22 protein-coding genes are annotated in these 21,942 nt (G+C 62.0%); 10 read left to right on the forward strand and 12 right to left on the reverse strand.

All coding sequences use genetic code 11. From position 1 onward, the window contains the following. Positions 1-26: 26 nt before the first annotated feature. Entirely contained in the window at positions 27-2,075 is a 2,049-nt protein-coding gene (locus tag WYH_RS09975; protein ID WP_046905042.1) for a ribonucleoside-diphosphate reductase subunit alpha, read from the reverse strand. A gap of 454 nt (positions 2,076-2,529) precedes the next feature. On the opposite strand from WYH_RS09975, the gene WYH_RS09980 reads away from it, so the two are divergent. Then, a complete protein-coding gene (locus tag WYH_RS09980) occupies positions 2,530-2,838 on the forward strand; it encodes a GlsB/YeaQ/YmgE family stress response membrane protein (RefSeq protein WP_244877904.1) in 309 nt (102 codons plus the stop codon). Positions 2,839-2,851: 13 nt separating this feature from the next. Beyond that, positions 2,852-3,316: a GFA family protein gene (locus WYH_RS09985; RefSeq protein WP_046903714.1), complete on the forward strand. Its 465-nt coding sequence runs from the start codon at positions 2,852-2,854 to the stop codon at positions 3,314-3,316. An 8-nt stretch (positions 3,317-3,324) separates the two neighbouring features. Here the strand turns inward: WYH_RS09985 and nadB are convergent, their stop codons facing one another. Together nadB and WYH_RS09995 are read right to left on the reverse strand one after the other, a co-directional pair. Beyond that, positions 3,325-4,917 (reverse strand): L-aspartate oxidase, encoded by a 1,593-nt coding sequence (gene nadB, locus WYH_RS09990; RefSeq protein WP_046905044.1) that lies wholly within the window; start codon positions 4,915-4,917, stop codon positions 3,325-3,327. Between the two features lie 93 nt (positions 4,918-5,010). Beyond that, on the reverse strand, positions 5,011-5,964 hold the full coding sequence (locus WYH_RS09995; RefSeq protein WP_046905045.1) for an ABC transporter ATP-binding protein: 954 nt from the start codon (positions 5,962-5,964) through the stop codon (positions 5,011-5,013). A gap of 102 nt (positions 5,965-6,066) precedes the next feature. On the opposite strand from WYH_RS09995, the gene WYH_RS10000 reads away from it, so the two are divergent. The 4 genes from WYH_RS10000 (at position 6,067) to phoA (ending at position 8,912) form a co-directional block, all read left to right on the forward strand. Further along, on the forward strand, positions 6,067-6,327 hold the full coding sequence (locus WYH_RS10000; RefSeq protein WP_046903715.1) for a zinc-finger domain-containing protein: 261 nt from the start codon (positions 6,067-6,069) through the stop codon (positions 6,325-6,327). Positions 6,328-6,429: 102 nt separating this feature from the next. Continuing rightward, positions 6,430-6,828 carry a hypothetical protein gene (locus tag WYH_RS10005; RefSeq protein WP_046903716.1) on the forward strand — a complete coding sequence of 133 codons (399 nt, stop codon included), beginning with the start codon at positions 6,430-6,432 and terminating at the stop codon, positions 6,826-6,828. Positions 6,829-6,834: 6 nt separating this feature from the next. Beyond that, positions 6,835-7,389, forward strand: coding sequence for a DUF924 family protein (locus WYH_RS10010; RefSeq protein ID WP_046903717.1), 555 nt, complete (start codon positions 6,835-6,837; stop codon positions 7,387-7,389). An 86-nt stretch (positions 7,390-7,475) separates the two neighbouring features. Then, positions 7,476-8,912, forward strand: a complete 1,437-nt coding sequence (gene phoA, locus WYH_RS10015; RefSeq protein WP_046903718.1) for an alkaline phosphatase — start codon at positions 7,476-7,478, stop codon at positions 8,910-8,912. A 5-nt stretch (positions 8,913-8,917) separates the two neighbouring features. On the opposite strand, the gene WYH_RS10020 is transcribed toward phoA, so the two are convergent. The 3 genes from WYH_RS10020 to WYH_RS10030 all read right to left on the reverse strand — a co-directional run bounded on the left by WYH_RS10020 (position 8,918) and on the right by WYH_RS10030 (position 10,643). Then, positions 8,918-9,391: a nuclear transport factor 2 family protein gene (locus WYH_RS10020; protein WP_046903719.1), complete on the reverse strand. Its 474-nt coding sequence runs from the start codon at positions 9,389-9,391 to the stop codon at positions 8,918-8,920. 2 nt (positions 9,392-9,393) lie between these two features. Further along, a complete protein-coding gene (locus WYH_RS10025; RefSeq protein ID WP_046903720.1) occupies positions 9,394-10,023 on the reverse strand; it encodes a pyridoxamine 5'-phosphate oxidase family protein in 630 nt (209 codons plus the stop codon). A gap of 74 nt (positions 10,024-10,097) precedes the next feature. Then, the gene (locus WYH_RS10030; protein WP_046903721.1) at positions 10,098-10,643 is read right to left on the reverse strand and encodes a carboxymuconolactone decarboxylase family protein; all 546 of its coding nucleotides are present in this window, start codon (positions 10,641-10,643) and stop codon (positions 10,098-10,100) included. A 119-nt stretch (positions 10,644-10,762) separates the two neighbouring features. Between WYH_RS10030 and WYH_RS10035 the strand changes: the two genes are divergently transcribed. Beyond that, entirely contained in the window at positions 10,763-11,683 is a 921-nt protein-coding gene (locus tag WYH_RS10035) for a LysR family transcriptional regulator (RefSeq protein ID WP_235979356.1), read from the forward strand. A gap of 11 nt (positions 11,684-11,694) precedes the next feature. Here WYH_RS10035 and WYH_RS10040 read toward each other — a convergent pair whose 3' ends face one another. Both WYH_RS10040 and guaA read right to left on the reverse strand, forming a co-directional pair. Next, the gene (locus WYH_RS10040) at positions 11,695-12,111 is read right to left on the reverse strand and encodes a GNAT family acetyltransferase (RefSeq protein WP_046903722.1); all 417 of its coding nucleotides are present in this window, start codon (positions 12,109-12,111) and stop codon (positions 11,695-11,697) included. 10 nt (positions 12,112-12,121) lie between these two features. Beyond that, positions 12,122-13,696, reverse strand: a complete 1,575-nt coding sequence (gene guaA / locus WYH_RS10045) for a glutamine-hydrolyzing GMP synthase (RefSeq protein ID WP_046903723.1) — start codon at positions 13,694-13,696, stop codon at positions 12,122-12,124. Positions 13,697-13,875: 179 nt separating this feature from the next. Between guaA and WYH_RS10050 the strand changes: the two genes are divergently transcribed. The 3 genes from WYH_RS10050 (at position 13,876) to gyrB (ending at position 17,646) form a co-directional block, all read left to right on the forward strand. Continuing rightward, the gene (locus WYH_RS10050) at positions 13,876-14,229 is read left to right on the forward strand and encodes a UrcA family protein (RefSeq protein WP_046903724.1); all 354 of its coding nucleotides are present in this window, start codon (positions 13,876-13,878) and stop codon (positions 14,227-14,229) included. A 392-nt stretch (positions 14,230-14,621) separates the two neighbouring features. Continuing rightward, on the forward strand, positions 14,622-14,912 hold the full coding sequence (locus WYH_RS10055) for a UrcA family protein (RefSeq protein ID WP_046903725.1): 291 nt from the start codon (positions 14,622-14,624) through the stop codon (positions 14,910-14,912). A 208-nt stretch (positions 14,913-15,120) separates the two neighbouring features. Further along, positions 15,121-17,646 carry a DNA topoisomerase (ATP-hydrolyzing) subunit B gene (gyrB, locus tag WYH_RS10060; protein ID WP_046903726.1) on the forward strand — a complete coding sequence of 842 codons (2,526 nt, stop codon included), beginning with the start codon at positions 15,121-15,123 and terminating at the stop codon, positions 17,644-17,646. A gap of 84 nt (positions 17,647-17,730) precedes the next feature. On the opposite strand, the gene WYH_RS10065 is transcribed toward gyrB, so the two are convergent. From WYH_RS10065 to WYH_RS10080, 4 genes are all read right to left on the reverse strand, one after another. Next, positions 17,731-18,240: a hypothetical protein gene (locus tag WYH_RS10065; protein ID WP_046903727.1), complete on the reverse strand. Its 510-nt coding sequence runs from the start codon at positions 18,238-18,240 to the stop codon at positions 17,731-17,733. A 184-nt stretch (positions 18,241-18,424) separates the two neighbouring features. Continuing rightward, the gene (locus WYH_RS10070) at positions 18,425-18,913 is read right to left on the reverse strand and encodes a hypothetical protein (RefSeq protein WP_046903728.1); all 489 of its coding nucleotides are present in this window, start codon (positions 18,911-18,913) and stop codon (positions 18,425-18,427) included. Positions 18,914-19,213: 300 nt separating this feature from the next. Next, on the reverse strand, positions 19,214-20,815 hold the full coding sequence (locus WYH_RS10075; RefSeq protein WP_046903729.1) for a carboxyl transferase domain-containing protein: 1,602 nt from the start codon (positions 20,813-20,815) through the stop codon (positions 19,214-19,216). A gap of 73 nt (positions 20,816-20,888) precedes the next feature. Then, on the reverse strand, positions 20,889-21,929 hold the full coding sequence (locus tag WYH_RS10080; protein WP_046903730.1) for an alpha/beta hydrolase: 1,041 nt from the start codon (positions 21,927-21,929) through the stop codon (positions 20,889-20,891). Between the last annotated feature and the right edge of the window lie 13 nt (positions 21,930-21,942).

Genomic DNA, 21,942 nt, shown 5'->3' on the forward strand with positions numbered 1-21,942 from the left:
CTTGAGGAGAGGGGGAAACCAGTGCCTCACTGGCAGGCCAGGCATTCCTCGTAATCGGTCTGTTCGCCGCCGGCGGTAAGTTCGAACTTGGTCGCTTCGGAGGTGTTATCCGCCTCCACCCCACCGGCAAAGCCCGCGCGCTGCACGCTCTTGGACCGGAGGTAATAGAGCGACTTGATGCCTTTCTCCCACGCCTGGAAGTGCAGCATCATCAGGTCCCACTTGTCGACATCGGCCGGGATGAAGAGATTGAGACTCTGCGCCTGATCGATGAAGGGCGAACGGTCCGCCGCGAATTCGAGCAGCCAGCGCTGATCGATTTCGAAGCTGGTCTTGAAGGTCGCCTTTTCTTCCGCCGTCAGGAAATCCAGATGCTGGACCGATCCGCCCTTTTCCAGGATGGAATTCCAGACATTGGTGGAATCCTTGCTCTTCTTCTGCAGCAGCTTTTCCAGATAGGGGTTCTTGACCACGAAGCTGCCCGACAGGGTCTTGTGGGTATAGATATTGGCCGGGATCGGTTCGATACAGGCGCTGGTGCCGCCGCAGATGATGCTGATCGACGCGGTCGGCGCGATCGCCATCTTGCAGCTGAAGCGTTCCATCACGCCCTGATCCGCCGCATCCGGGCAAGGCCCGCGTTCCTGCGCCAGCATCATGGATGCTTCATTGGCCTTCTGGTTAATGTGCTTGAACATCTTCAGGTTCCACACCTTGGCCATCGGGCTTTCGAAACCGATGCCCTTGGACTGGAGGAAGGAGTGGAAGCCCATCACGCCCATGCCGACGCTGCGTTCCCGGCTGGCGGAATATTTGGCGCGCGCCATTTCGTCCGGCGCGCGGTCGATATAATCCTGCAGCACATTGTCGAGGAAGCGCATCACGTCCTCGATAAAGACCTTGTCGCCGTTCCATTCGTCCCACTTTTCGAGATTGAGGGAAGAAAGGCAGCACACGGCCGTGCGGTCATTGCCGAGATGGTCGATGCCGGTCGGCAGAGTGATTTCGCTGCACAGATTGGAGGTCGAAACCTTCAGCCCCAGATCGCGGTGATGCTTCGGCATCATCCGGTTCACCGTGTCGGAAAAGACGATATAGGGTTCGCCCGTCGCAAGGCGGGTTTCCACCAGTTTCTGGAACAGGTTGCGGGCCAGCACCTTGCCGCGCACGGAACCGTCCTTCGGGCTCTTCAGTTCGAACTCGTCGCCATTGCGCACGGCTTCCATGAATTCGTCGGTCAGCAGCACGCCGTGATGCAGGTTCAGCGCCTTGCGGTTGAAATCGCCCGAAGGTTTGCGGATTTCGAGGAATTCCTCGATCTCCGGATGGCTGACATCGAGATAACAGGCGGCCGAACCACGGCGCAACGAACCCTGGCTGATTGCCAGCGTCAGGCTATCCATCACCCGCACGAAGGGGATGATGCCGCTGGTCTTGCCATTGAGGCCCACCGGTTCGCCAATACCGCGTACATTGCCCCAATAGGTGCCGATGCCGCCGCCGCGCGATGCCAGCCAGACATTTTCGTTCCATGTGCCGACGATGCCGTCCAGGCTGTCTTCGACAGAGTTCAGATAGCAGCTGATCGGCAGGCCGCGATTGGTGCCGCCATTGGACAGCACCGGGGTGGCCGGCATGAACCACAGATTGGAAATGTAATCATACAGGCGCTGCGCATGATCGGCATCGTCCGCATAGCAATCGGCCACGCGGGCGAAGAGATCCTGATAGGTTTCACCGGGCAGCAGATAGCGGTCGGTCAGCGTTTCCTTGCCGAATTCGGTCAGGTTCGCATCGCGCGCCGGATCCGTCTTCACATCGAACCGGCGGGGATTGACCGACTTTGTATCGTTACTGGGCGCGGCGGCAGCCTTCACCGCTTCCGCCATGGCGCCGGCTGCGGCACCGGCCACCAGTTCCTCGCTACCCATATCCTTCTTGTCCATCGTTACTGCTGTCCCGGCGGATTTTCCCGCCTTTTCGGCGCCGTGCGAGGCAGTGGAACCCGCCTCCGCATTGGCCGCATCGGTTACGTCCAGACCCATTGCCGCTTCGTCCCCGCTTCGAAATTCCATTTGCACGCCGCCCCCGAATTCATTCGATCCCCATATGGGGATTGCCACGATGTTCCGCATGTGTTCGAATCGGTGGGCAGACACCCAACCTATCCATTCCCATGCGCTGGAGGGGAAAAACTTATCCCCCGCCAGTCCTCCACCGGGCCTTGCAGAATACCGGAAGACGCCGATTCAGCCGCCGTGGCGCCCTTTCATGCGCCGCAGTGCAAAATCTAGGTCTTGTGGGTACCCCTTGCGACCCTGCCACTACCAATAGTGAATCGCCGCGGATTCCGGCGCAAGGGCGTTAACCTGCATTTGGTCGCAAAATTGCCGGTGGCATAGGCCGGCAATACAGCGCGACGCGTGGTCCAAGCTGGGTTGGCGCGGCCCGCAAGGCCCTATTTGAATCAGTGCAAAAAAATTCCACCGGAAAACATCTCTGCGGGGCTTTGGATCAATCGAATCGCAGGTGGCAATTTTGCTGCGCCCGCGGCGCGGATGCGGTAACGCCGCCTTGCCGGAAAACAGGGGAGACGCGGCCATGTTCAACATATTGTCGGCCTTGCTGGCCGGCCTGATCGTCGGCGTATTGGCGCGCTGGTTCTATCCGGGTGCGGTGGATATGACCCTGCTGGAAACCATGCTGCTGGGCGTTGGCGGATCGCTTTTCGCGGGCCTGCTGGTCAGCCGGGGCGGCGCGGATTTCAACCGCGCCGGCTGTCTCGCATCGGTGGTGGGTGCGATGCTGCTGATATTCGCCGGGCGCACCTTGCTGTGAATGGGGGGATCGGATGACGATTCCGGACCTGCCCTGGGCGGGCGGCTGCCGTTGCGGAAAGCTGCGCTTCCGCGTGGACCAGGCCCCGCTGATGACATCGGCCTGTCATTGCCGCGGCTGCCAGCTCATGTCCGGCAGCGCCTATTCGCTGACGGTTTCGGTGCCGAGCGGCGGCTTTGCAATTACCGAAGGCAAGGCCATTATCGGCGGCGTGCATGGCCAGGATATCCGCCATTACCACTGCGAATATTGCCTGAGCTGGGTCTATACCGCGATCGAACCCGATGCCGGTTTCGTGAATGTCCGGGCCACCATGCTGGACGATCCGCACTGGTTCCGGCCCTATATCGAAACGCAGACCGCCGAACGCCTGCCCTGGGTTACAGTGCCCGCGACGCGCAGTTTTGAACGCTTTCCCGAAATGACCGAATATCTGGCGCTGGCGGGCGAATTTCAGGAAGCCAACGGGCTGGCCTGAAACGCGCCTTACGGCACCAGCACCGTGTCCTTCCCGACTTCATCCGTGTTCGGATAATCCAGCGTGAAATGCAGACCGCGGCTTTCATGGCGTTGCAGCGCGCTGCGGACGATCAGATCGGCGCATTGCTGCAGATTGCGCAATTCGATCAGGTCGGTGGTGACGCGGAAATGGCCGTAATAATCCTCTATCTCATCCGATAGCAGGCGGATGCGGTGGGCGGCGCGTTCCAGCCGCTTGGTCGTGCGGACAATGCCCACGTAATTCCACATGAAGCGGCGGATTTCGGTCCAGTTCTGCTTGATGACCACTTCTTCGTCAGAATCGGTCACGCGGCTTTCATCCCATTCGCGGATCGGGGGCGGCGCATCGAAACCTGCCCAGTTTTCCAGGATATCGCGCGCGGCGGCTTCGCCGAATACAAAACATTCGAGCAGGGAATTGGAAGCCAGCCGGTTTGCGCCATGCAGCCCGCTTTCGCTGCATTCGCCGGCGGCATAGAGGCCGGGCAGATCGGTGCGGCCGTTGAGATCGATCAGCACACCGCCGCAGGTGTAATGCTGCGCAGGCACCACCGGGATCGGTCCGCTGGTCATGTCGATGCCCAGCCCCATCAGCTTTTCATGGATGGTGGGGAAATGCCCCTTCACGAAATCGGCCGGCTTGTGGCTGATATCGAGATGGACGTAATCCAGGCCGAAACGCTTGATTTCGCTGTCGATCGCCCGCGCCACCACATCGCGCGGTGCCAGCTCCATCCGTTCCGGATCGTATTCTTCCATGAAGCGATTGCCGGTGCGCGGATTATACAGCCGCCCGCCTTCACCGCGCACCGCCTCTGTAATCAGGAAGTTCTTGACCTCCAGATTATACAGGCAGGTGGGGTGGAACTGCATCATTTCCATGTTGGAAACGCGCGCGCCGGCGCGCCAGGCCATGGCGATCCCATCCCCGGTGGCCCCGCGCGGCGCGGTGGAAAACTGATAGACACGCCCCGCACCGCCCGCGGCCATCACCGTGGCCCGCGCCACATGCGCTTCCACGTCGCCGGTTTCCTCGTTCAGGGCATAGGCGCCCCAGACCCGGCCCGAACCGGAGAATTTCTCTGCATTGCGGCCGGTGATCAGATCCACGCAGCTGCGATTGGGCAGCAGGGTGATATTCGGATTTTCTTCCGCCGCCTTCAGCAGCGCGGCCTGCACGGCCCAGCCCGTGGCATCGTTCACATGCACGATCCGGCGGTGCGAATGGCCGCCTTCGCGCGTCAGGTGCAGATTGGAACCTTCGGTATTGAAGGGCACGCCCAGTTCCACCAGCCGCTGGATGGCATGGGGCGCCCGTTCGATAACGAATTCCACCGTTTCGCGCCGGTTGAGCCCCGCCCCGGCGATCATCGTATCGCGAATATGTTCCTCGAACGTATCGCCTGCATCCAGCACGGCGGCGATCCCGCCCTGCGCCCATGCGGTGGAACCGCTGGTCAGCGTGCCCTTGGCCAGCACCATGACCCGGCAGCTTTCCGCCAGAGTCAGTGCGGCCGTCAGCCCGGCCGCGCCGGAACCGATTACCAGGACATCATATTCGTGTTGCGTGGTGGCCATGGCGCGCTTCATGGAGGTGTGCGCGGCCCGTCGCAAGCGCGATAGAGTGCTGCACCGCACCAATTCCTGCGCTCATGCGCGCAGGGTAAACGATCAGGCCGCCTGGCTGGCCGCCGTGGTCAGCTGGACGAAGACATCTTCCAGATCCGGTTCCCGCGTGGTCACGTCCTCGATCCCCAGATCATGTTTCTGCACCAGATCCAGCACCTGCCCGGCGCTGCTGCGGTCCCGGTCATATGTGATTTCCAGAGTGCGCGGATCGGCCAGTTCGCATTTGAGGAAGGCGTCTTCCGTCAGGGGCGCGGTCAGATCACGGTCCACGCTGATGCGCACGATCTTTTCCCGCGCCATGTTCACCAGTTCGCGCGTGGGCTTGTTGGCGATCAGTTCCCCATGATTGATGATGGCGATCCGGTCGCATAATTGTTCCGCCTCTTCCAGGTAATGGGTGGTCAGAACCACCGTCACCCCGTCGGCGTTCAGTTCGCCCACCAGTTCCCACAATTGCCGCCGCAATTCCACGTCGACCCCGGCGGTCGGTTCGTCCAGCACCAGGATCGGCGGGGAATGGACCATTGCCTTGGCGATAAGCAGGCGCCGTTTCATGCCGCCCGACAGCGAACGGGCATAGGCGTTGCGCTTATCTTCCAGCCGCACGGCACGCAGCAATTCTTCCGACCGGCGCAAGGCCTTGGCCACGCCATACATGCCGGACTGGTTTTCCAGCACTTCATATGGCGTGAAGAAGGGATCGAACACGATTTCCTGCGGCACGATGCCGATGGACAGTTTCGCATTGCGATGATCGCGATCGATATCGTGGCCCCAGATGCGGATCGTGCCCGATGTCTTGTTCACCAGCCCGGCCATGATGTTGATCAGCGTGGATTTGCCCGCGCCATTGGGGCCGAGCAGGCCGAAAATCCCGCCTTCGGGCACATCGAAGCTGACGCCTTTCAGCGCCAGTTTGGGCGGGGCGTTGCCCGTACCCGCATATTCCTTGACGACATCACGAATTTCGATGGCTGCATCCGGCATATCCACCATGTGGGCGAGCGGGCCCCGCAGGTAAAGAGGTGAAACGGCAATCGGCAGCGCCGCCACGCGCAATATTGCGGGAATCGCGCGGGCGCGATAGGGCGACGGCCTATGGACAACGTGCCCGAAACAACCATCGTCGACACGCCGCGCGTCTGGTGCGACGGCGCGGGCGACATTCGCAACGGCCCCAATTACCGATCCGCAGCGCTCGGCCATCCGCGCGTTTACATGCAGATCGATGAAAAGGGCTATGTCGATTGCGGCTATTGCGATCGCCGCTTCGTGCTGAAAGGCGGCCCGGCGGAACGCGGTATCAATGAACTGGGCGTGGGCGATCTGCCAGCCGAAGAAGGCGTGTCGCCAGCCTGATCCGTGCCCGGACCATGCGCGCCGCAAGGCGTGCCTGAACTGGAACTTCAGCAGCCATTCACCCATTTAACCATAGTTCGATCCCCAATTGGGAGACACGCTATGAAACGAATTGCAGCTGTACTTGCGGGCATGGCGCTCGCACTGGGATCCGGCACCGCCGCCACTGCGCAGACGCGGGCCGAAAAGGGTGAGGCGAAGCTTGCCAAGATGCTGGAAGGCCGGGTTGCCGGCGATCCGGTGAAATGCATCAGCCAGCACAATATGAGCAGGCTGGAAGTGATCGACGAAACCGCGCTGGTCTATGATGCGGGATCGACGATCTATGTCGCCCGCCCGAAAGACCCGAAAATGCTGGATGACAGCGATATCCTGGTTGTGGACCGATATGGCAGCCAGCTATGCACCAATGACATGATCCGCACAGTGGACCGCATGGGCCATTTCCTGACCGGGATCGTGTTCCTGGAAGACTTCGTCCCCTACCGTAAGCCGGAGTAAGCGAATTTGGCCGCCCCGCGACGCCGCTGGGCGGCCGAAATCCTGCATTTCTGGTTCCAGACGCTGGGCCCGGCAGACTGGTTCGGCGGCGGGGAGCATGTTGATATCGCGCTGAAGCGGCGCTTTTCCCGCGAATTGGCGATGTTGTGGCCGCGCCCGGCGCATGAATTCCTGGCCGACCGGCAAACCGCATTGGCGGCGATCCTGCTGTTCGATCAGGTGCCGCGCAATCTCCATCGCGGGACGCGGCACGCCTTCACCTTCGATCCACTGGCGCGGACAATCACGCGCGGCGCGCTGATGCGGGGTTGGGACCGGGGGATGGGACTGCATCAGCGCCAGTTCCTGGCCATGCCGCTGATGCATAGCGAACATATTGGCGACCAGATCTGGTCGCTGCGATATTATACCGATCTGGGCAATGCGACGATCCGCCGTTTCGCGGTGGATCATTACCGAATGATCGCCCGTTTCGGCCGCTTCCCCCATCGTAATGAAATGCTCGGCCGCGAATCCTCCCCGGCTGAATTGCGGGCAATCGCGGCTGGAAACCACTGGTAAGGCCAGCGGCCGGATTACTGACACATATGCTTCACATCACCTGCCTATGCGGCGGGGACTGAATCATATCTGCCGCAGGAACATTCATGAAAAAGATCGCCCTCTCGCTGCTCGCCAGTGTCGCCGTGGCCATGCCCGCCGCCGCGCAGGACATGTCGGGCGCCGATGCGCTGATGCAGCGCGGCGCGATGGGGGATGCCAGCACGCCCGACGGGGCGCGCCGCCTGCGTGCAGATAACAGCGCTGCCTATCGCGACATGGCGATCCGCGATGCCGAAGCGGAAGTGCGCAATGTCATCCTGCTGATCGGTGACGGGATGGGCGATTCCGAAATTACCATCGCCCGTAATTATGCCGAAGGGGCCGGCGGATATTTCAAGGGGCTGGATGCGCTGCCGGTCAGCGGGCAATACACCCATTATTCGCTCGACCGGGAAACGGGCAAGCCGGTCTATGTCACCGATTCCGCCGCCTCCGCCACCGCCTTCTCCACCGGGGTGAAGAGCTATAATGGCGCGATCGGCGTGGACATACGCGGCACAGCACATGCCAGCCTGCTGCAACTGGCCAAGGCTGCCGGGCTGGCGACAGGCAATGTCTCCACCGCCGAGATTCAGGATGCGACGCCCGCCGCGCAAATCGCCCATATCGCCCTGCGCGATTGCAAGGGGCCGGGAGAAACGACCGCGGAGTGCCCCGCCCATGCGCTGGAGAATGGCGGCCCCGGCTCCATCGCCGAACAATTGCTGGATGCCCGGCCCGATGTAACATTGGGCGGCGGGGCGAAATATTTCCGCCAGTCCGCCACTGCCGGCAAGTGGCAGGGCCGCAGCCTGCTGGAACAGGCCGAAGATCGCGGCTTCCACCTCGTGACCACGGCGCAGGACATGGCAGCCGTGACTGGCGCGGATCAGGGCACGCCGCTGCTCGGCCTGTTCGCGGATGGCAATCTGCCGGTTCGCTGGCAGGGCCCGAGCGCCAGCTATCACGGCAATCTGGAACAGCCGCCGGTGACTTGCGCCGCCAATCCGGCCCGGCCGGACAGCCAGCCGACCCTTGCGGCGATGACGGGCAAGGCGATCCAGCTTCTCTCCGCCAATCCGAACGGCTTTTTCCTGCAAGTGGAAGGCGCCTCCATCGACAAGCAATCGCACGCTGCCAATCCCTGCGCCCAGATCGGTGAAACCGTCGATCTGGACGAAGCGGTGCAGGTCGCCATCGAATTCGCGAAGCAGGACGGCCATACGCTGGTGATCGTCACCGCCGACCATGCCCATGCGGGGCAGATCGTCTATCCGGATGCCCATGTGCCGGGCCTGTCGCAGTCCTTGCTGACCAGCGATGGCGCGGTCATGACGGTCAGCTATGGCAATGCGGAAGAAGGTTCCATGGGCCATACCGGCACGCAATTGCGCGTCGCCGCCTATGGCCCGCGCGCCTTCAACGTTACGGGCCTGCTGGACCAGACCGATATCTTCCATGTCATGCGCGATGCGCTGGGCCTGGCAGACGGCGGGGAATAGGGCCGTTACAGCCCCATCTGGCTGAGCGTCATATGGTCATCCGGGCGGCGGCCCAGCGGCCAGTGGAACTTGCGTTCCGCCACGGTGATCGGCCGGTCATTTATGCTGGCCACCCGCCAGCGCATCAGGCCGTTTTCATCAAATTCCCAGTTCTCGTTCCCATAGGCGCGGAACCACTGGCCGCCGCGGTCATGGAATTCATAGGCGAAGCGCACGGCAATGCGATTGCCGCGAAAGGCCCACAATTCCTTGACCAGCCGGTAATCCAGTTCACGCGCCCATTTGCGGGTCAGGAATTCCTCTATGGCGGCGCGGCCGGTGAAGATCTCGTCCCGATTCCGCCATTTGCTGCCGGGGGTATAGGCCAGCGCCACGCGGGCCGGATCGCGGCTGTTCCAGGCGTCTTCTGCCATGCGGACCTTGCGGGCGGCGCCCTCTTCCGTGGTGAAAGGCGGCAGTGGCGGGCGTTGTTCGTCCATGATTATTCTCCGTTCCGGCCCGTTAGCTGCGCACGCAGCAGGGCGTTTTCCTGTTCCAGCGCCCGGCAGCGGTCACGCAGGCGGGTCACGCCCGCTTCCATTTCCGCCGGGGTCAGGCGCGGGGTGATATGTTGCGGGCAATTCCAGTCGAACGCCGCAAGTTGCATGTGGATGATGCGTTCGGGCACGGCCCGGTAATCCGGATCGAACACCGCCGCTTCCAGTTCGGCATTCTGCCCCAGCGGCACTATTCGGGCATGGGCAAGGATCTTCAGCCGGGCGCGGCGGGCAAGATCCGGCAGGATCAGCGCAACGCGCCCATCGCCGCTGATATTCCCTGCGCTGACATATTGGCGGTTGCCGCGATAATCGGCGAAAGCAAGCGTGGTTTCATCGATCACTTTCAGGAAGCCCGGCGGGCCGCCACGATGCTGGACATAAGGCCAGCCGCCTTCGCCCACGCTGGCAAGGAAGAACATGTCCCGCCCGGCGATGAAATCCCGCTCATTCTCCGTGAAGCGATCGGATTCGCGGTGGCCGCGAAAATCGCGATAGACCCGGTCGCTGCCCATCTCTTCCTGGATGGCGCGGATGCGCGGCGTGGTGACGATATCGAGAAATCCGTAGGCCATGGAAAATCCTCCGAAAAAGGGGGCGGACCGGAAGGGACAGGGGTGCGGGGGTGGATCCGGTCCGCCCCGCCCGGTCACGCCGCCTCGAGGACGCGCACGACGGGGAAATCAATTTCGGTATCGGCCACCAGGTTCAGCAGATTGGTGAAGATGTTTTCCGCCGCGATGGCGATGATCTCCACGATCTGGCCATCCGCGTAACCAACCTCGCGCAGTTCGGCGATATCGGCGTCGCTCACCCGGCCCCGTTCGGCCGCAACCTTTGCGGCAAAGCGGACTGCGACATCCGCCCTGGCATCGCCCGATCGTCCGCGCCGGTTCAGCTCGATTTCCTCCGGCGCGATCCGGGCGAGGTTGAGGCCGAGATAGCTATGGGCCGAAAGGCAATATTCGCAGCCATTCACTTCGGCCACGGCCAGGGCGATGCGTTCGCGCGTCTTCACGTCCAGCGCCTTGGCCAGCGCGCCATTATTGGCCTTATATCCCTGCAGGACTGCGGGGCTCTGGGCGATCAGGCGGAACATGTTGGGCACTGCGCCCAATTGCTTGTGGACGGCATCGAGGATCGGCTTCGACGCTTCGGGAACATCGTCACGGGCAGGGATGGTCAGACGGGACATTTCATTTCCTTTCTCTGGGTCGGATCCGGGGGTCGGTCCGAACGAGGAGAGAAATGGCCCTTTCCCTTTTGATAGATAATCCGCTAATTCTGAGAAGAATAATCTCATAAAGTGGAACAATGATGGACCGGCTGGAAGCGATGACCATCCTGTTGCGGGTGGTGGATACGGGCAGTTTTTCTGCGGCCAGCCGGGCCTTGGGCGTGCCGCTGCCAACTGTCAGCCGCAAGGTGGGCGAACTGGAAGATCATCTCGGCACGCGGTTGCTGGCACGCACCACGCGCAAGCTGGCCGTGACGGAAGCGGGCGCCGCCTATATCGCCTCCGCCCGGCGCATATTGGAGGAAGTGGACGAGGCGGAGAGGCTTGCCTCGGGCGAATTCCAGGTGCCGCGTGGCACGCTGGTGCTGACGGCGCCGGTCCATTTCGGGCAACGGCATGTCCTGCCCGTGGTGAACGAATTTCTATCCGCCTATCCGGAAATCAATGTCCGGCTGGTCCTGACCAACAGCAATCTGCACCTGCTGGACGACCACGTGGATATTGCCCTGCGCATCGGGCACCTGCCCGACAGCATGATGAAGGCGGTCCGAATCGGCGGGATGCGCATCGTGGTCTGCGCCAGCCCGCGCCTGATCGCCGCGCATGGAGAACCGAAACGGCCGGAAGAACTGGCGGACATGCCGATCGTCAATTTCGAATTCCTCCATCCCTCCGCCGTCTGGCCCTTCCGCCCGGCGGGGGATCGCGCGTCAGTGGACGTGCCCACCATGCCCCGGCTGAACGTCTCCACTTCGGAAGGGGCGGTGGAAGGGGCGATCGCCCATGTCGGCGCCACCCGCGTCCTGCATTATCAATGCGCGGATGCTGTCAGGAAAGGCGATCTGCGCCTGTTGCTGGAAGATTTCGAAAGCGAACCCCTGCCCGTTCACCTGCTGCATTCGGGCAATGGGCCGTTACCCACCAAGATGCGCGTTTTCCTGGATTTTGCCGCCAGTCGCCTGCGGCAGGCCCTCCACCAACCAGGCGCCGGGGCATAGCGGCAGGCAGATCAGTCCAGCCGTTTGCCTATCGTGCAGACGGGCTGTTCTTCGTAACCCAGCGCGGCGTAGAAATCCTTCGCCGCGTCATTGCCGGCCCGGACCATCAGCTGGATCTTGGGGCACCCCTGTTCCCGCAACCAGGCTTCCGCCGCGTCCATAAGCAGGCGGCCAATCCCCTGGCCGCGGTGCGCGGGGTCGACGGCAAGGTAATAGACCCAGCCGCGATGCCCGTCATACCCGGTCATCACGCTGCCGAACACGGCCCCGTCATCCTTGGCCAGCAGGATCGCGGAAGCGGGCGTTTCCAGCGCCCGATCGTAATCCGCCACCGGATCGTTCCACGGCCGGGTCAGCCCGGCGGCCTGCCACAGCTTGACCACCTCTTCGCGGTCGCTGGCGCCGGCGGTGAAGATCGCGGCGGTCAATTTCGTCCTGTCATTCCCACTCGATCGTGCCGGGCGGTTTCGACGTATAGTCATAGACCACGCGGTTGATGCCCTGGACCTCGTTCACGATGCGGGTCGCCACGCGGGAAAGGAAACCGGCGTCGAAGGGATAGACATCGGCGGTCATGCCGTCAGTGCTGGTCACCGCGCGCAATCCGCACACACTGTCATAAGTGCGGCTGTCGCCCATCACGCCCACGGTCTTGACCGGCAGCAACACGGCAAATGCCTGCCATATCGCGTCATAGAGGCCGGCATTGCGGATCTCTTCCAGATAGATCGCATCGGCCTTGCGCAGGATGTCGCAACGTTCCTTCGTCACTTCTCCCGGAATACGGATCGCCAGGCCGGGGCCGGGGAACGGGTGCCGGCCGACGAATATCTCCGGCAGGCCAAGTTCGCGGCCCAGTTCGCGCACTTCGTCCTTGAACAATTCGCGCAAGGGTTCGACCAGCGCCATGTTCATGCGTTCCGGCAGGCCGCCGACATTGTGATGGCTCTTGATCGTGACGGAGGGGCCGCCGGTGAAGCTGACGCTTTCGATCACGTCGGGATAGAGCGTGCCCTGGGCCAGGAAATCGGCGCCGCCGATCTTCTTCGCTTCCGCCTCGAACACGTCGATGAAGGTCTTGCCGATGAACTTGCGCTTCTTCTCGGGGTCGGAAACGCCGTCCAGCCCGCCCATGAACAGGTCTTCGGCATCCACATGGACCAGCGGGATATTGTAATGCCCCTTGAACAGGCTGACGACTTGTTCCGCTTCGCCCATGCGCATCAGCCCGTGATCGACGAAAACGCAGGTCAGCTGTTCGCCGATCGCTTCATGAATCAGCACAGCGGCCACGGCGCTGTCCACGCCGCCGGAAAGGCCGCAGATCACCTTCTTGTCGCCCACCTGTTCGCGGATTTCGGCAATCTTGGTCTTGCGGAATTCGGCCATGGTCCAGTCGCCCGCGCAGCCGCAGACATGGCGGACGAAATTGGCCAGCAGCTTCGCCCCGTCGGGCGTATGCACGACTTCGGGATGGAACTGCGTGCCGTAATATTTGCGTTCTTCATCCGCGATCACGGCAAAGGGCGCGCCGTCGCTGATGGCAACGATCTTGAACCCTTCGGCAAAGCGGGTGACCTTGTCCCCGTGGCTCATCCACACCTGATGGCGTTCACCCACGTTCCACAAACCGTCGAACAAGGCGCATTCTTCCGTCACGGTCAGGAAGGCGCGGCCGAATTCGCCGCCATCGCCGGTTTCATGGCCGGGCCGCACTTCGCCGCCCAGCTGGTGGGTCATCACCTGCTGGCCATAGCAGATGCCGAGAATCGGCAGCCCGCTGTCGAACAGTTTCTGCGGCGCACGGGGTGATCCTTCTTCCGGCACGCCGGCGGGCGAACCGGAGAAGATGATCCCCTTGGGCTTCAGCCGTTCAAAGGCTTCTTCAGCCATGGTGAAGGGGGCGATTTCGGAATAGACCCCGGCTTCGCGCACGCGCCGCGCGATGAGCTGGGTCACCTGACTGCCGAAATCGACGATAAGGATGGAATCGGGAAGATGCTGGGCGTCCATGCTGGCGCGTTAAGCGCTTGCCGGGCGCGCTGTCCAGCCAGCCATGCAGCGAACCGGGCACAGCATTGCTTTCAGGCAACAAAACCTGATTGCAAAATATGCAACTCCCCTCGCAGAATTCGCATTTGCACAATCAAATGGTGCAGCGCACATAGGCTTCGACAAAGCACAACCGGGGGATGACCAACGAAAGGCGGTCGAACCAGTTGAAGGAAACAGCCATGCGCAAGATCGTCATCACTGCCCTCGCCGCCATCACAGCCGCCGGTGCTTTTGCCGGTCCGGTCGCGGCTGAAGAAACATCCGTCGCCGTCTCCGTCGCCGATCTGGACCTGTCCAGCGCGGAAGACACGCAGACGCTGAACGCCCGCATCAATTCGGCCGTCAACACGGTTTGCCCGCGTCCCGACGTCCGTGACCTGAAGGCCAATGTGGCCTGGGAAGAATGCAAGGCCGAAGCGCGTTCCGGCGCGCTGAACCAGGTCGCCTTCGCCCGCCCGTTCGAGGGTGTGGAGCTGGCCAGCGCATTCTGATCGATTTTAACGCTTTACGGACGGCCGCGCCCCTCCGGGGTGCGGCCGTTGCTTCACCAACATTCAAGAATTGAAAGGACACACCATGCTGCGTCTGATGAAAGCCATCCTGGATTCCTACATTTCCCATGCCGGCAAGTATCCGCTGCCGATGCACTGGACCATCTGAATCCGCCGAAAAATTCGGAAACGAACAAGACGGCTGCCCTACGGGGCGGCCGTTTTCGCATCTGCGGTATCCAATTGAAAATACTGATGCAAAAAGCGCAACACCCCGCGCAGTTTTAGCATTTGCGCTCATCCTTGCTGCGCTGCACCATCCGTTCAGCCAAAGCAGAAAGCCCGGATGTCCGCAGACGGGCGACTGACAACTCCTTTGAAAGGATAATGCCATGCGCCGTCTTCTTTCCGCCACCCTCGCCGCCGCGTTCCTGGCCGGTGCCGCCGCACCTGCCACGGCCGAAGACCTGCGGATCCGGATCGACCTGGGGCAGCTGGATATCGCCAATCCGGCCGATGTCGAAGCGATCAAGGATCGCATCGAAATAGCCGTTTCGCGCGCCTGTGCCGAAGCCGTGCGCTTCCCGGCCGAAGTCCGCTCCATCGCGGATTGCAAGGCCGATGGCACCGCCAAGGCTTTCGCCGAAGTCGATGCTCGCCGGGCGCTGGTCGCCGCGAACTGACGACGCGGGAGCGGGCTTCAGGGTCGCTACGCTCCGGCCATCGCCCTGCAAGGCGATGCTTACGGCCGCTCCGCAACGGGGCGGCCGTTCCCGTTTGCAGCATTGATTCGCGCAACGGCCCCCGCGCGGAGAGCTGCACAGGGCAAAAGCCTGTGGAGGACGAACAGGCGAACTTCCCTTAGGGGCAGTGGATTCCTATATACTCGCCATGGCAGAGAACTCTGATAACGTCGCACCCAAGAACGGCTATGGCGCCGAAAGCATCAAGGTCCTGAAAGGGCTCGATGCGGTCCGCAAACGGCCCGGCATGTATATTGGCGATACGGACGACGGTTCCGGCCTCCACCACATGGTGTTCGAGGTATCCGACAACGCGATCGACGAAGCGCTGGCCGGCCATTGCGACCTGGTCCTGATCGAACTGAATGCCGATGGTTCGGTAAGCGTGGAAGATAATGGCCGCGGCATCCCGGTGGACATCCACAAGGGCGAAGGCGTTTCCGCCGCCGAAGTCATCATGACCCAGCTTCATGCCGGCGGAAAGTTCGAAAACACCAGCGATGACAATGCCTACAAGGTATCGGGCGGATTGCACGGCGTGGGCGTGTCCGTCGTCAACGCCCTGTCCGAATGGCTGGAACTGACCGTCTGGCGGGAAGGCAAGGAACACTGGATGCGCTTCGAGCATGGCGATGCCGTCGCCCCGCTGGAAGTGAAGGGCGATGCCCCGAAGGTTGAACAGAACCCGGATGAAAACGGATTCAAGAAGGGCACCCGCGTAACCTTCCTGCCCTCCACCGACACGTTCAAGAATGTGACCGAGTTCGATTTCGAAAAGCTCGAACACCGCTATCGCGAACTGGCCTTCCTCAATTCCGGTGTGCGCATCAAGCTGCGCGACCGGCGCAAGGAAGAAATGGCGGAGCACGATCTGTTCTATGAAGGCGGGATCGCTGCCTTCGTGAAGTATCTGGACCGGAACAAGCAGGCCCTCATCGCCGATCCGATCTCCGTCTCCGCGGAAAAGGACGGCATCGGCATCGACGTGGCGCTGGAATGGAACGATTCCTATTACGAAAACGTGCTGTGTTTCACCAACAACATCCCGCAGCGTGACGGAGGCACCCATCTGGCCGCCTTCCGCGCGGCATTGACCCGCACGCTCAACAATTACGCCGCGGCGTCCGGCCTGCTGAAGAAGGAAAAGGTTTCCCTCTCCGGCGAAGATATGCGCGAAGGCCTGACCGCGATCGTTTCAGTCAAGCTGCCCGATCCGAAATTCGGCAGCCAGACGAAGGACAAGCTGGTCAGTTCCGAAGTCCGTCAGCCGCTGGAAAGCCTGATGGGCGAAAAGATGACCGAATGGCTGGAGGAAAATCCGGCCGATGCGAAAGCCATCATCCAGAAGGTCATCGATGCCGCCGCCGCCCGCGAAGCGGCGCGCAAGGCGCGCGAGCTGACCCGGCGCAAGGGCGCGATGGATATCGCCAGCCTGCCGGGCAAGCTCAGCGATTGCCGCGAACGCGATCCTTCGCTGTGCGAACTCTTCCTGGTGGAGGGTGATTCCGCAGGCGGTTCGGCCAAGAGCGGGCGCGACAGCCAGTATCAGGCGATCCTGCCCCTGCGCGGCAAGATCCTGAATGTGGAACGTGCCCGGTTCGACCGGATCATCAGTTCCAAGGAAGTCGGCACGCTGATCCAGGCGATGGGCACGGGGTTGCGTGACGAATTTAACCTGGAAAAGCTGCGTTATCACAAGATCGTGATCATGACCGACGCCGACGTCGACGGCGCGCATATCCGCACCCTGCTGCTGACCTTCTTCCATCGCCAGATGCCGGAGATCATCAAGGCCGGGCACCTCTACATCGCCCAGCCGCCGCTGTTCAAAGTCGCGAAGGGCCGGAGCGAGGTATATCTGAAGGATCAGCCCGCGCTGGACCGTTATCTGGTCGATGCCGGGCTGCAAGGCCGCGTTCTGGAAACGCAAGGCGGCGCGCGTGGCGGGGAAGAATTGCGCGCACTGGTCGAACATGCGCTGCGCATGAAAAGCCTGATGGGCTTCGTCCCGCGCAAATATTACTCGCCCGCGATCGAAGCGATGGCGCTGAGGGGGGCGCTCGCGCCTGACCTGTCCGCCGACGAACGGCAGGCAGCGCTGAACCGCGCCGCCGCGCAATTGCAACTGGGCGATCCGGATGCAGACTGGTCGGCCGAACTGACGGCCGACGGCACGATCCGCTTCAACCGCACATGGCGCGGCGTGACCGATGCCTATCTGATCGAACCGGGCTTTGTCGGCAGCGCCGAAGCGCGCAAGCTGCATAGCCGGGCGCAGGAACAGGCGGATGTCTATGATGCGCCGTCCCGCCTGACGCGCGGCAGCGCCGATGCGGAACCCGAAGCGCAGGCCAACGCCGATGAAGATGGCGAGGACGCGGCCCCCGCAGCGGCAGGGGGTGACATCACCCTGCCCAGCAAGCTGCTGGAAGCCGTGCACGCCGCCGGGCGCAAGGGCCTTTCGGTCCAGCGTTACAAGGGCCTGGGCGAAATGAATGCGGAACAATTGTGGGAAACCACGCTGGATCCGGACAATCGCTCCATGCTGCAGGTGAAGGTCGAAGATGCGGACGTGACCGACGAGATCTTCACCCGACTGATGGGCGATGTGGTGGAACCGCGCCGCGAATTCATCCAAGACAACGCGCTGAACGTCGCCAATCTCGATATCTAGCAGGGCCGCACCGGCGCTTTCGCCGGGAACGCTTCAGCATGAACGAAACGGGCAGCCATTGCCGCCCGTTTCTGTTCTCAACCATCAGTCGCGCTTGTCCGGCACGCTATTGGTCGAAGCATCCGGCGCCACCGACTGCACGCCCTGCCCTTCGCGGCGATACATGCCGGTGACGGTGATTTCATCCGGCGAACTATCCGCTTCCGGCAGGCGATAGACAGCGCCATCGGCCACGGTGAAATAGCCGGCACGGCCGCCGAAATCCTCGATCATGATCCGGCGATTATCGTCCATGCGCGTATAGGTGCCACTGCTGGTCCTGCCGTCGCCAGCCGTATATTCATAGCTGTCGTCTTCAGCGTTCAGCGTCAGCCGTTCGATCGATCCGTTTTCACTCGGCTTGGTATAAGTGCCAGAATAATCGACGCTATCCAGTGCATCGGCCGGGGGTGACGCCATCGGTTCAGGCTTCGCTGCCTCCAGCGCTGCTGTTTCCATCGGGGCCGGTTCCACCTCATCCGCGGGCGTGGCTTCGCCGCAAGCCGCAAGCAACGCCATCGGGGCGGTGACAGTCAGGGCGATCAGGCTACGCATCTCAGTCTCCTCCTGTTTACCTCAGCAGGAACGGGGCGTTGCAGTAGCGTTTCCCATTTGGTTCTGAAATGCGGCGAACCGTGCCGCAGCTTCCGACCAGCAGTGGCGAGGGGCCGGAAGGCTGTGTGACGCGGAAAAGCGGGCGGACGGATCCGCCCGCTTTTCATTCCGGATCCGGTAAAATTCAGGCGGGCTTGTCAGCCGCCATTTCGGAAGAGGCATCGGCGGCTTCGATGGCGCCATCGTCTTCCGCGAGGCTGTACATGTTGGAATACATGATCTCATCCACGCTGGTTTCGGCGTCGGGAAGGTAATAGATTGCCCCTTCGGCGACTGCGAAATAGCCCGGCTCGCCATCGAAATCCTCGACCATGATGCGGTTGCCGTCGACCTTGGTGAAGCTGCCTTCCGTCTCTTTGCCATTGGCGGCGATATAGGTGTAGCTGGAACCTTCGGCATCGAGGGTGAGGCTGGCCTTGGAACCGTTGATCCGGGTCAGCGTGTAAGTGCCGGCATAATCCAACGTTTCAAGCGAATCGGCGGGGACGGGGGGCATTGCCGGCTCTTCAGGCGCAGCGGCCACTTCTTCCGGCGCCGGCTCGGGCGCGCTTTCACCGCAGGCGGCCAGCAGGGCCAGCGGCGCAACTGCCGTGATGGCCAGGGGGAATCTCATCAGTGTCTCCTTTTGATTATTGGACCCGGAGGCACTCTGTGTAAGACGTGAATTGCGCATCGCACAATAGGGTTCTGGCGCATCGCACAATCCATGAAGCGAGCAGAGCAGCCGCTTGTGGCAGGGCAAATTTGGTCCCGCACCCGCCACCGGCAAGAATCCTGCGGAGGCTCCGGCCGGAGGGTAAGATACCACCCTCTCCAAGACTTCACCTTGCGCATCGCCGCAATGAAAATTGCGCGGAAATATTTGGGCCATGCTGCCGAAATTCTTGCGAGCCGAGCCTAGCTTCGGGATAAATTACATCCGGAATACGCCAAAACGCGGAGATGCGGGAATCGGCGCCTCCAGACAGGCGGCGAGCGAAAGGCCCAGCACATCGCGTGTCTGCACCGGGTCGATCACCCCGTCATCCCACAGCCGCGCCGTGGCGTAATAGGGATTGCCTTCGCTTTCATATTTCTGGCGGATCGGCGCCTTGAATGCCTCTTCCTCTTCCCGCGACCATTTATCCGCATCGCGGTTGACCGTTGCCAGCACGCTGGCGGCCTGTTCACCGCCCATCACGCTGATGCGCGCATTCGGCCAGGTGAACAGGAAGCGCGGGGAATAGGCGCGGCCGCACATGCCGTAATTGCCCGCGCCAAAACTGCCGCCGATCACCACGGTGATCTTGGGCACCTGTGCCGTCGCCACCGCGGTAACGAGCTTGGCCCCGTGCTTGGCGATGCCTTCCGCCTCATATTTCCCGCCGACCATGAAGCCGGAGATATTCTGCAGGAACAACAGCGGGATGCCCCGTTGGCAGGCCAGTTCGATGAAATGGGCGCCCTTCACCGCGCTTTCGGAAAACAGCACGCCATTATTGGCCAGGATCGCCACCGGCATACCCCAGACATGGGCAAATCCGCAGACCAGCGTGCTGCCGTAATGCGCCTTGAATTCATGGAATTCGCTGCCATCCACGATCCGCGCGATCACTTCATGCACGTCATAGGGTGCGCGCACATCCTGCGGGATCAGCGAATAGATATCCTCGGCCGCGAATTTCGGCGGGCGCGGTTCGCGCTGTTCCGTAATCGCCCCTTCGCCTGTGCCGAGATGGCTGACGATATCGCGCAGAATGGTCAGCGCATGTTCGTCATTCTCTGCCAGGTGATCGACCACGCCGGATTTCTTCGCATGCAGATCGCCCCCGCCAAGATCCTCGGCGCTGATCTCCTCCCCCGTGGCGGCTTTTACCAGAGGCGGCCCGGCAAGGAAGATCGTCCCCTGTTCGCGCACGATCACGCTTTCATCGCTCATCGCCGGGACATAGGCGCCGCCCGCCGTGCAACTGCCCATGACGCAGGCAATCTGCGGGATCTGCAGCGCGGACATATTGGCCTGGTTGTAGAAGATGCGCCCGAAATGATCCCTGTCGGGGAAGACTTCGGCCTGATGCGGCAAGTTGGCGCCGCCGCTATCGACCAGATAGAGGCAGGGCAGGCGGTTTTCCTGCGCGATCTCCTGCGCGCGCAGGTGCTTCTTCACCGTCATCGGGTAATAGGTGCCGCCCTTCACCGTGGCATCATTGGCCAGCACCATGCATTGCCGGCCGGACACGCGGCCCACACCCGCGATCAGGCCTGCACCGGGCACTTCGTCGGAATAGAGGCCATTGGCGGCCAGTTGCCCGATTTCGAGAAAGGGCGAACCCGGATCGAGCAGCCTTTCCACCCGTTCGCGCGGGAGCAGCTTGCCGCGCGACACATGCCGTTCCCGGCTCCGTTCCGATCCGCCCAATGCGGCCCGGGCAATTTTGTCGCGCAGTTCCGCCGCCAGGCCGCGATTATGTTCGGCCCGTGCCCTTGCCTCCGGACTGTCGAGGTCGATCTTGCTGGTCAATACGGGTGCGCTCACGCGGCTAGCCTCTCCAAAAACTCGTTTCGGAAGAGACTAGCCGCGCGTGAACGCAAGGCCAAGCCGTTGGGGATTACTCCCCCATATCGAGATGTTCGGCGAAGAAGGGCAGCACCACGGAATTGAAGCGCGGGCCGATCTTGTTGACGTGATCGCCTTCATAAGTTTCGAAAATATGGTCCACGCCGAACTTCTCCAGCTCTTCATGGATCATCGTATCGTCGGCGATCAGGCCATCCGCCGTGCCGACATCGGACCCGATGGCATCGAAGCTCTTGAGCGCGGAAAGATGGCTGGCAACCATGGCCAGCGGCGAGTTATTGGCCCATTTGGCGATCACCAGCTGGTCCACCTCGCCTTCTTCCGTGATCGGGAAATCGACATAGTAGGGCGGGTTGTTCGGGTTTGGCGCCCAGGCGGTGGCCGATGCCAGGCCGGCGCGCATACCGAAGCCGGCATTGTCCACATTCTCATAGGGAACGGCGGCCATGGCCTTGGCCGATTCCACCGTTTCGCTGCGCGGCGATACGCAGCAGGCGCTCTGCGCCCAGATGCTGTCGAACTTTTCCGGATGAGTCATGGCGATCACCCAGGTTCCGTATCCGCCCATGGAATGACCGGCCAGGCCGCGCCCTTCGCGCGTGGCGATGGTGCGATAATTGGCATCGATATAATCGACCAGGTCCGTCGCCACCCAGTCGCGGAAATTGCCGACCGTGACGGAATTGGAATACATCGATCCGCCCATCTTCGTCAGCGTATCGGGCACGACGACGATGAATTCGCGCCCCGCAGCAGCATTGTCCGCCACGGCGGTGGGCACATTCATGAAGTTGTAGAAATTGTGCCCGTCAATGGCGAAGCCGTGGAGGTAATAGACCACGGGATAGCGGCGGTCCGGGTCTTCCCCATAGGACGGCGGCAGCACCACCATGGCTTCCCGCGTCGTGGCGTTCCCTTCCAGATTGCCTTCGAGCGAAGGTCCGGGAACCATCGGCCGTTCCACCTTGATGCCTGCGGGCACTGCCGCTTCGGGTGCGGTGATATTCTGCGCGGCAAGCGGGGTGGCGGCCAGCGCCAGCAGCGCGGCACCGGCAAATGCGGTGATCTTCATGATGTCTCCCTCT

It is taken from the genome of Croceibacterium atlanticum (assembly GCF_001008165.2).
GTDB lineage: Bacteria > Pseudomonadota > Alphaproteobacteria > Sphingomonadales > Sphingomonadaceae > Croceibacterium_C > Croceibacterium_C atlanticum.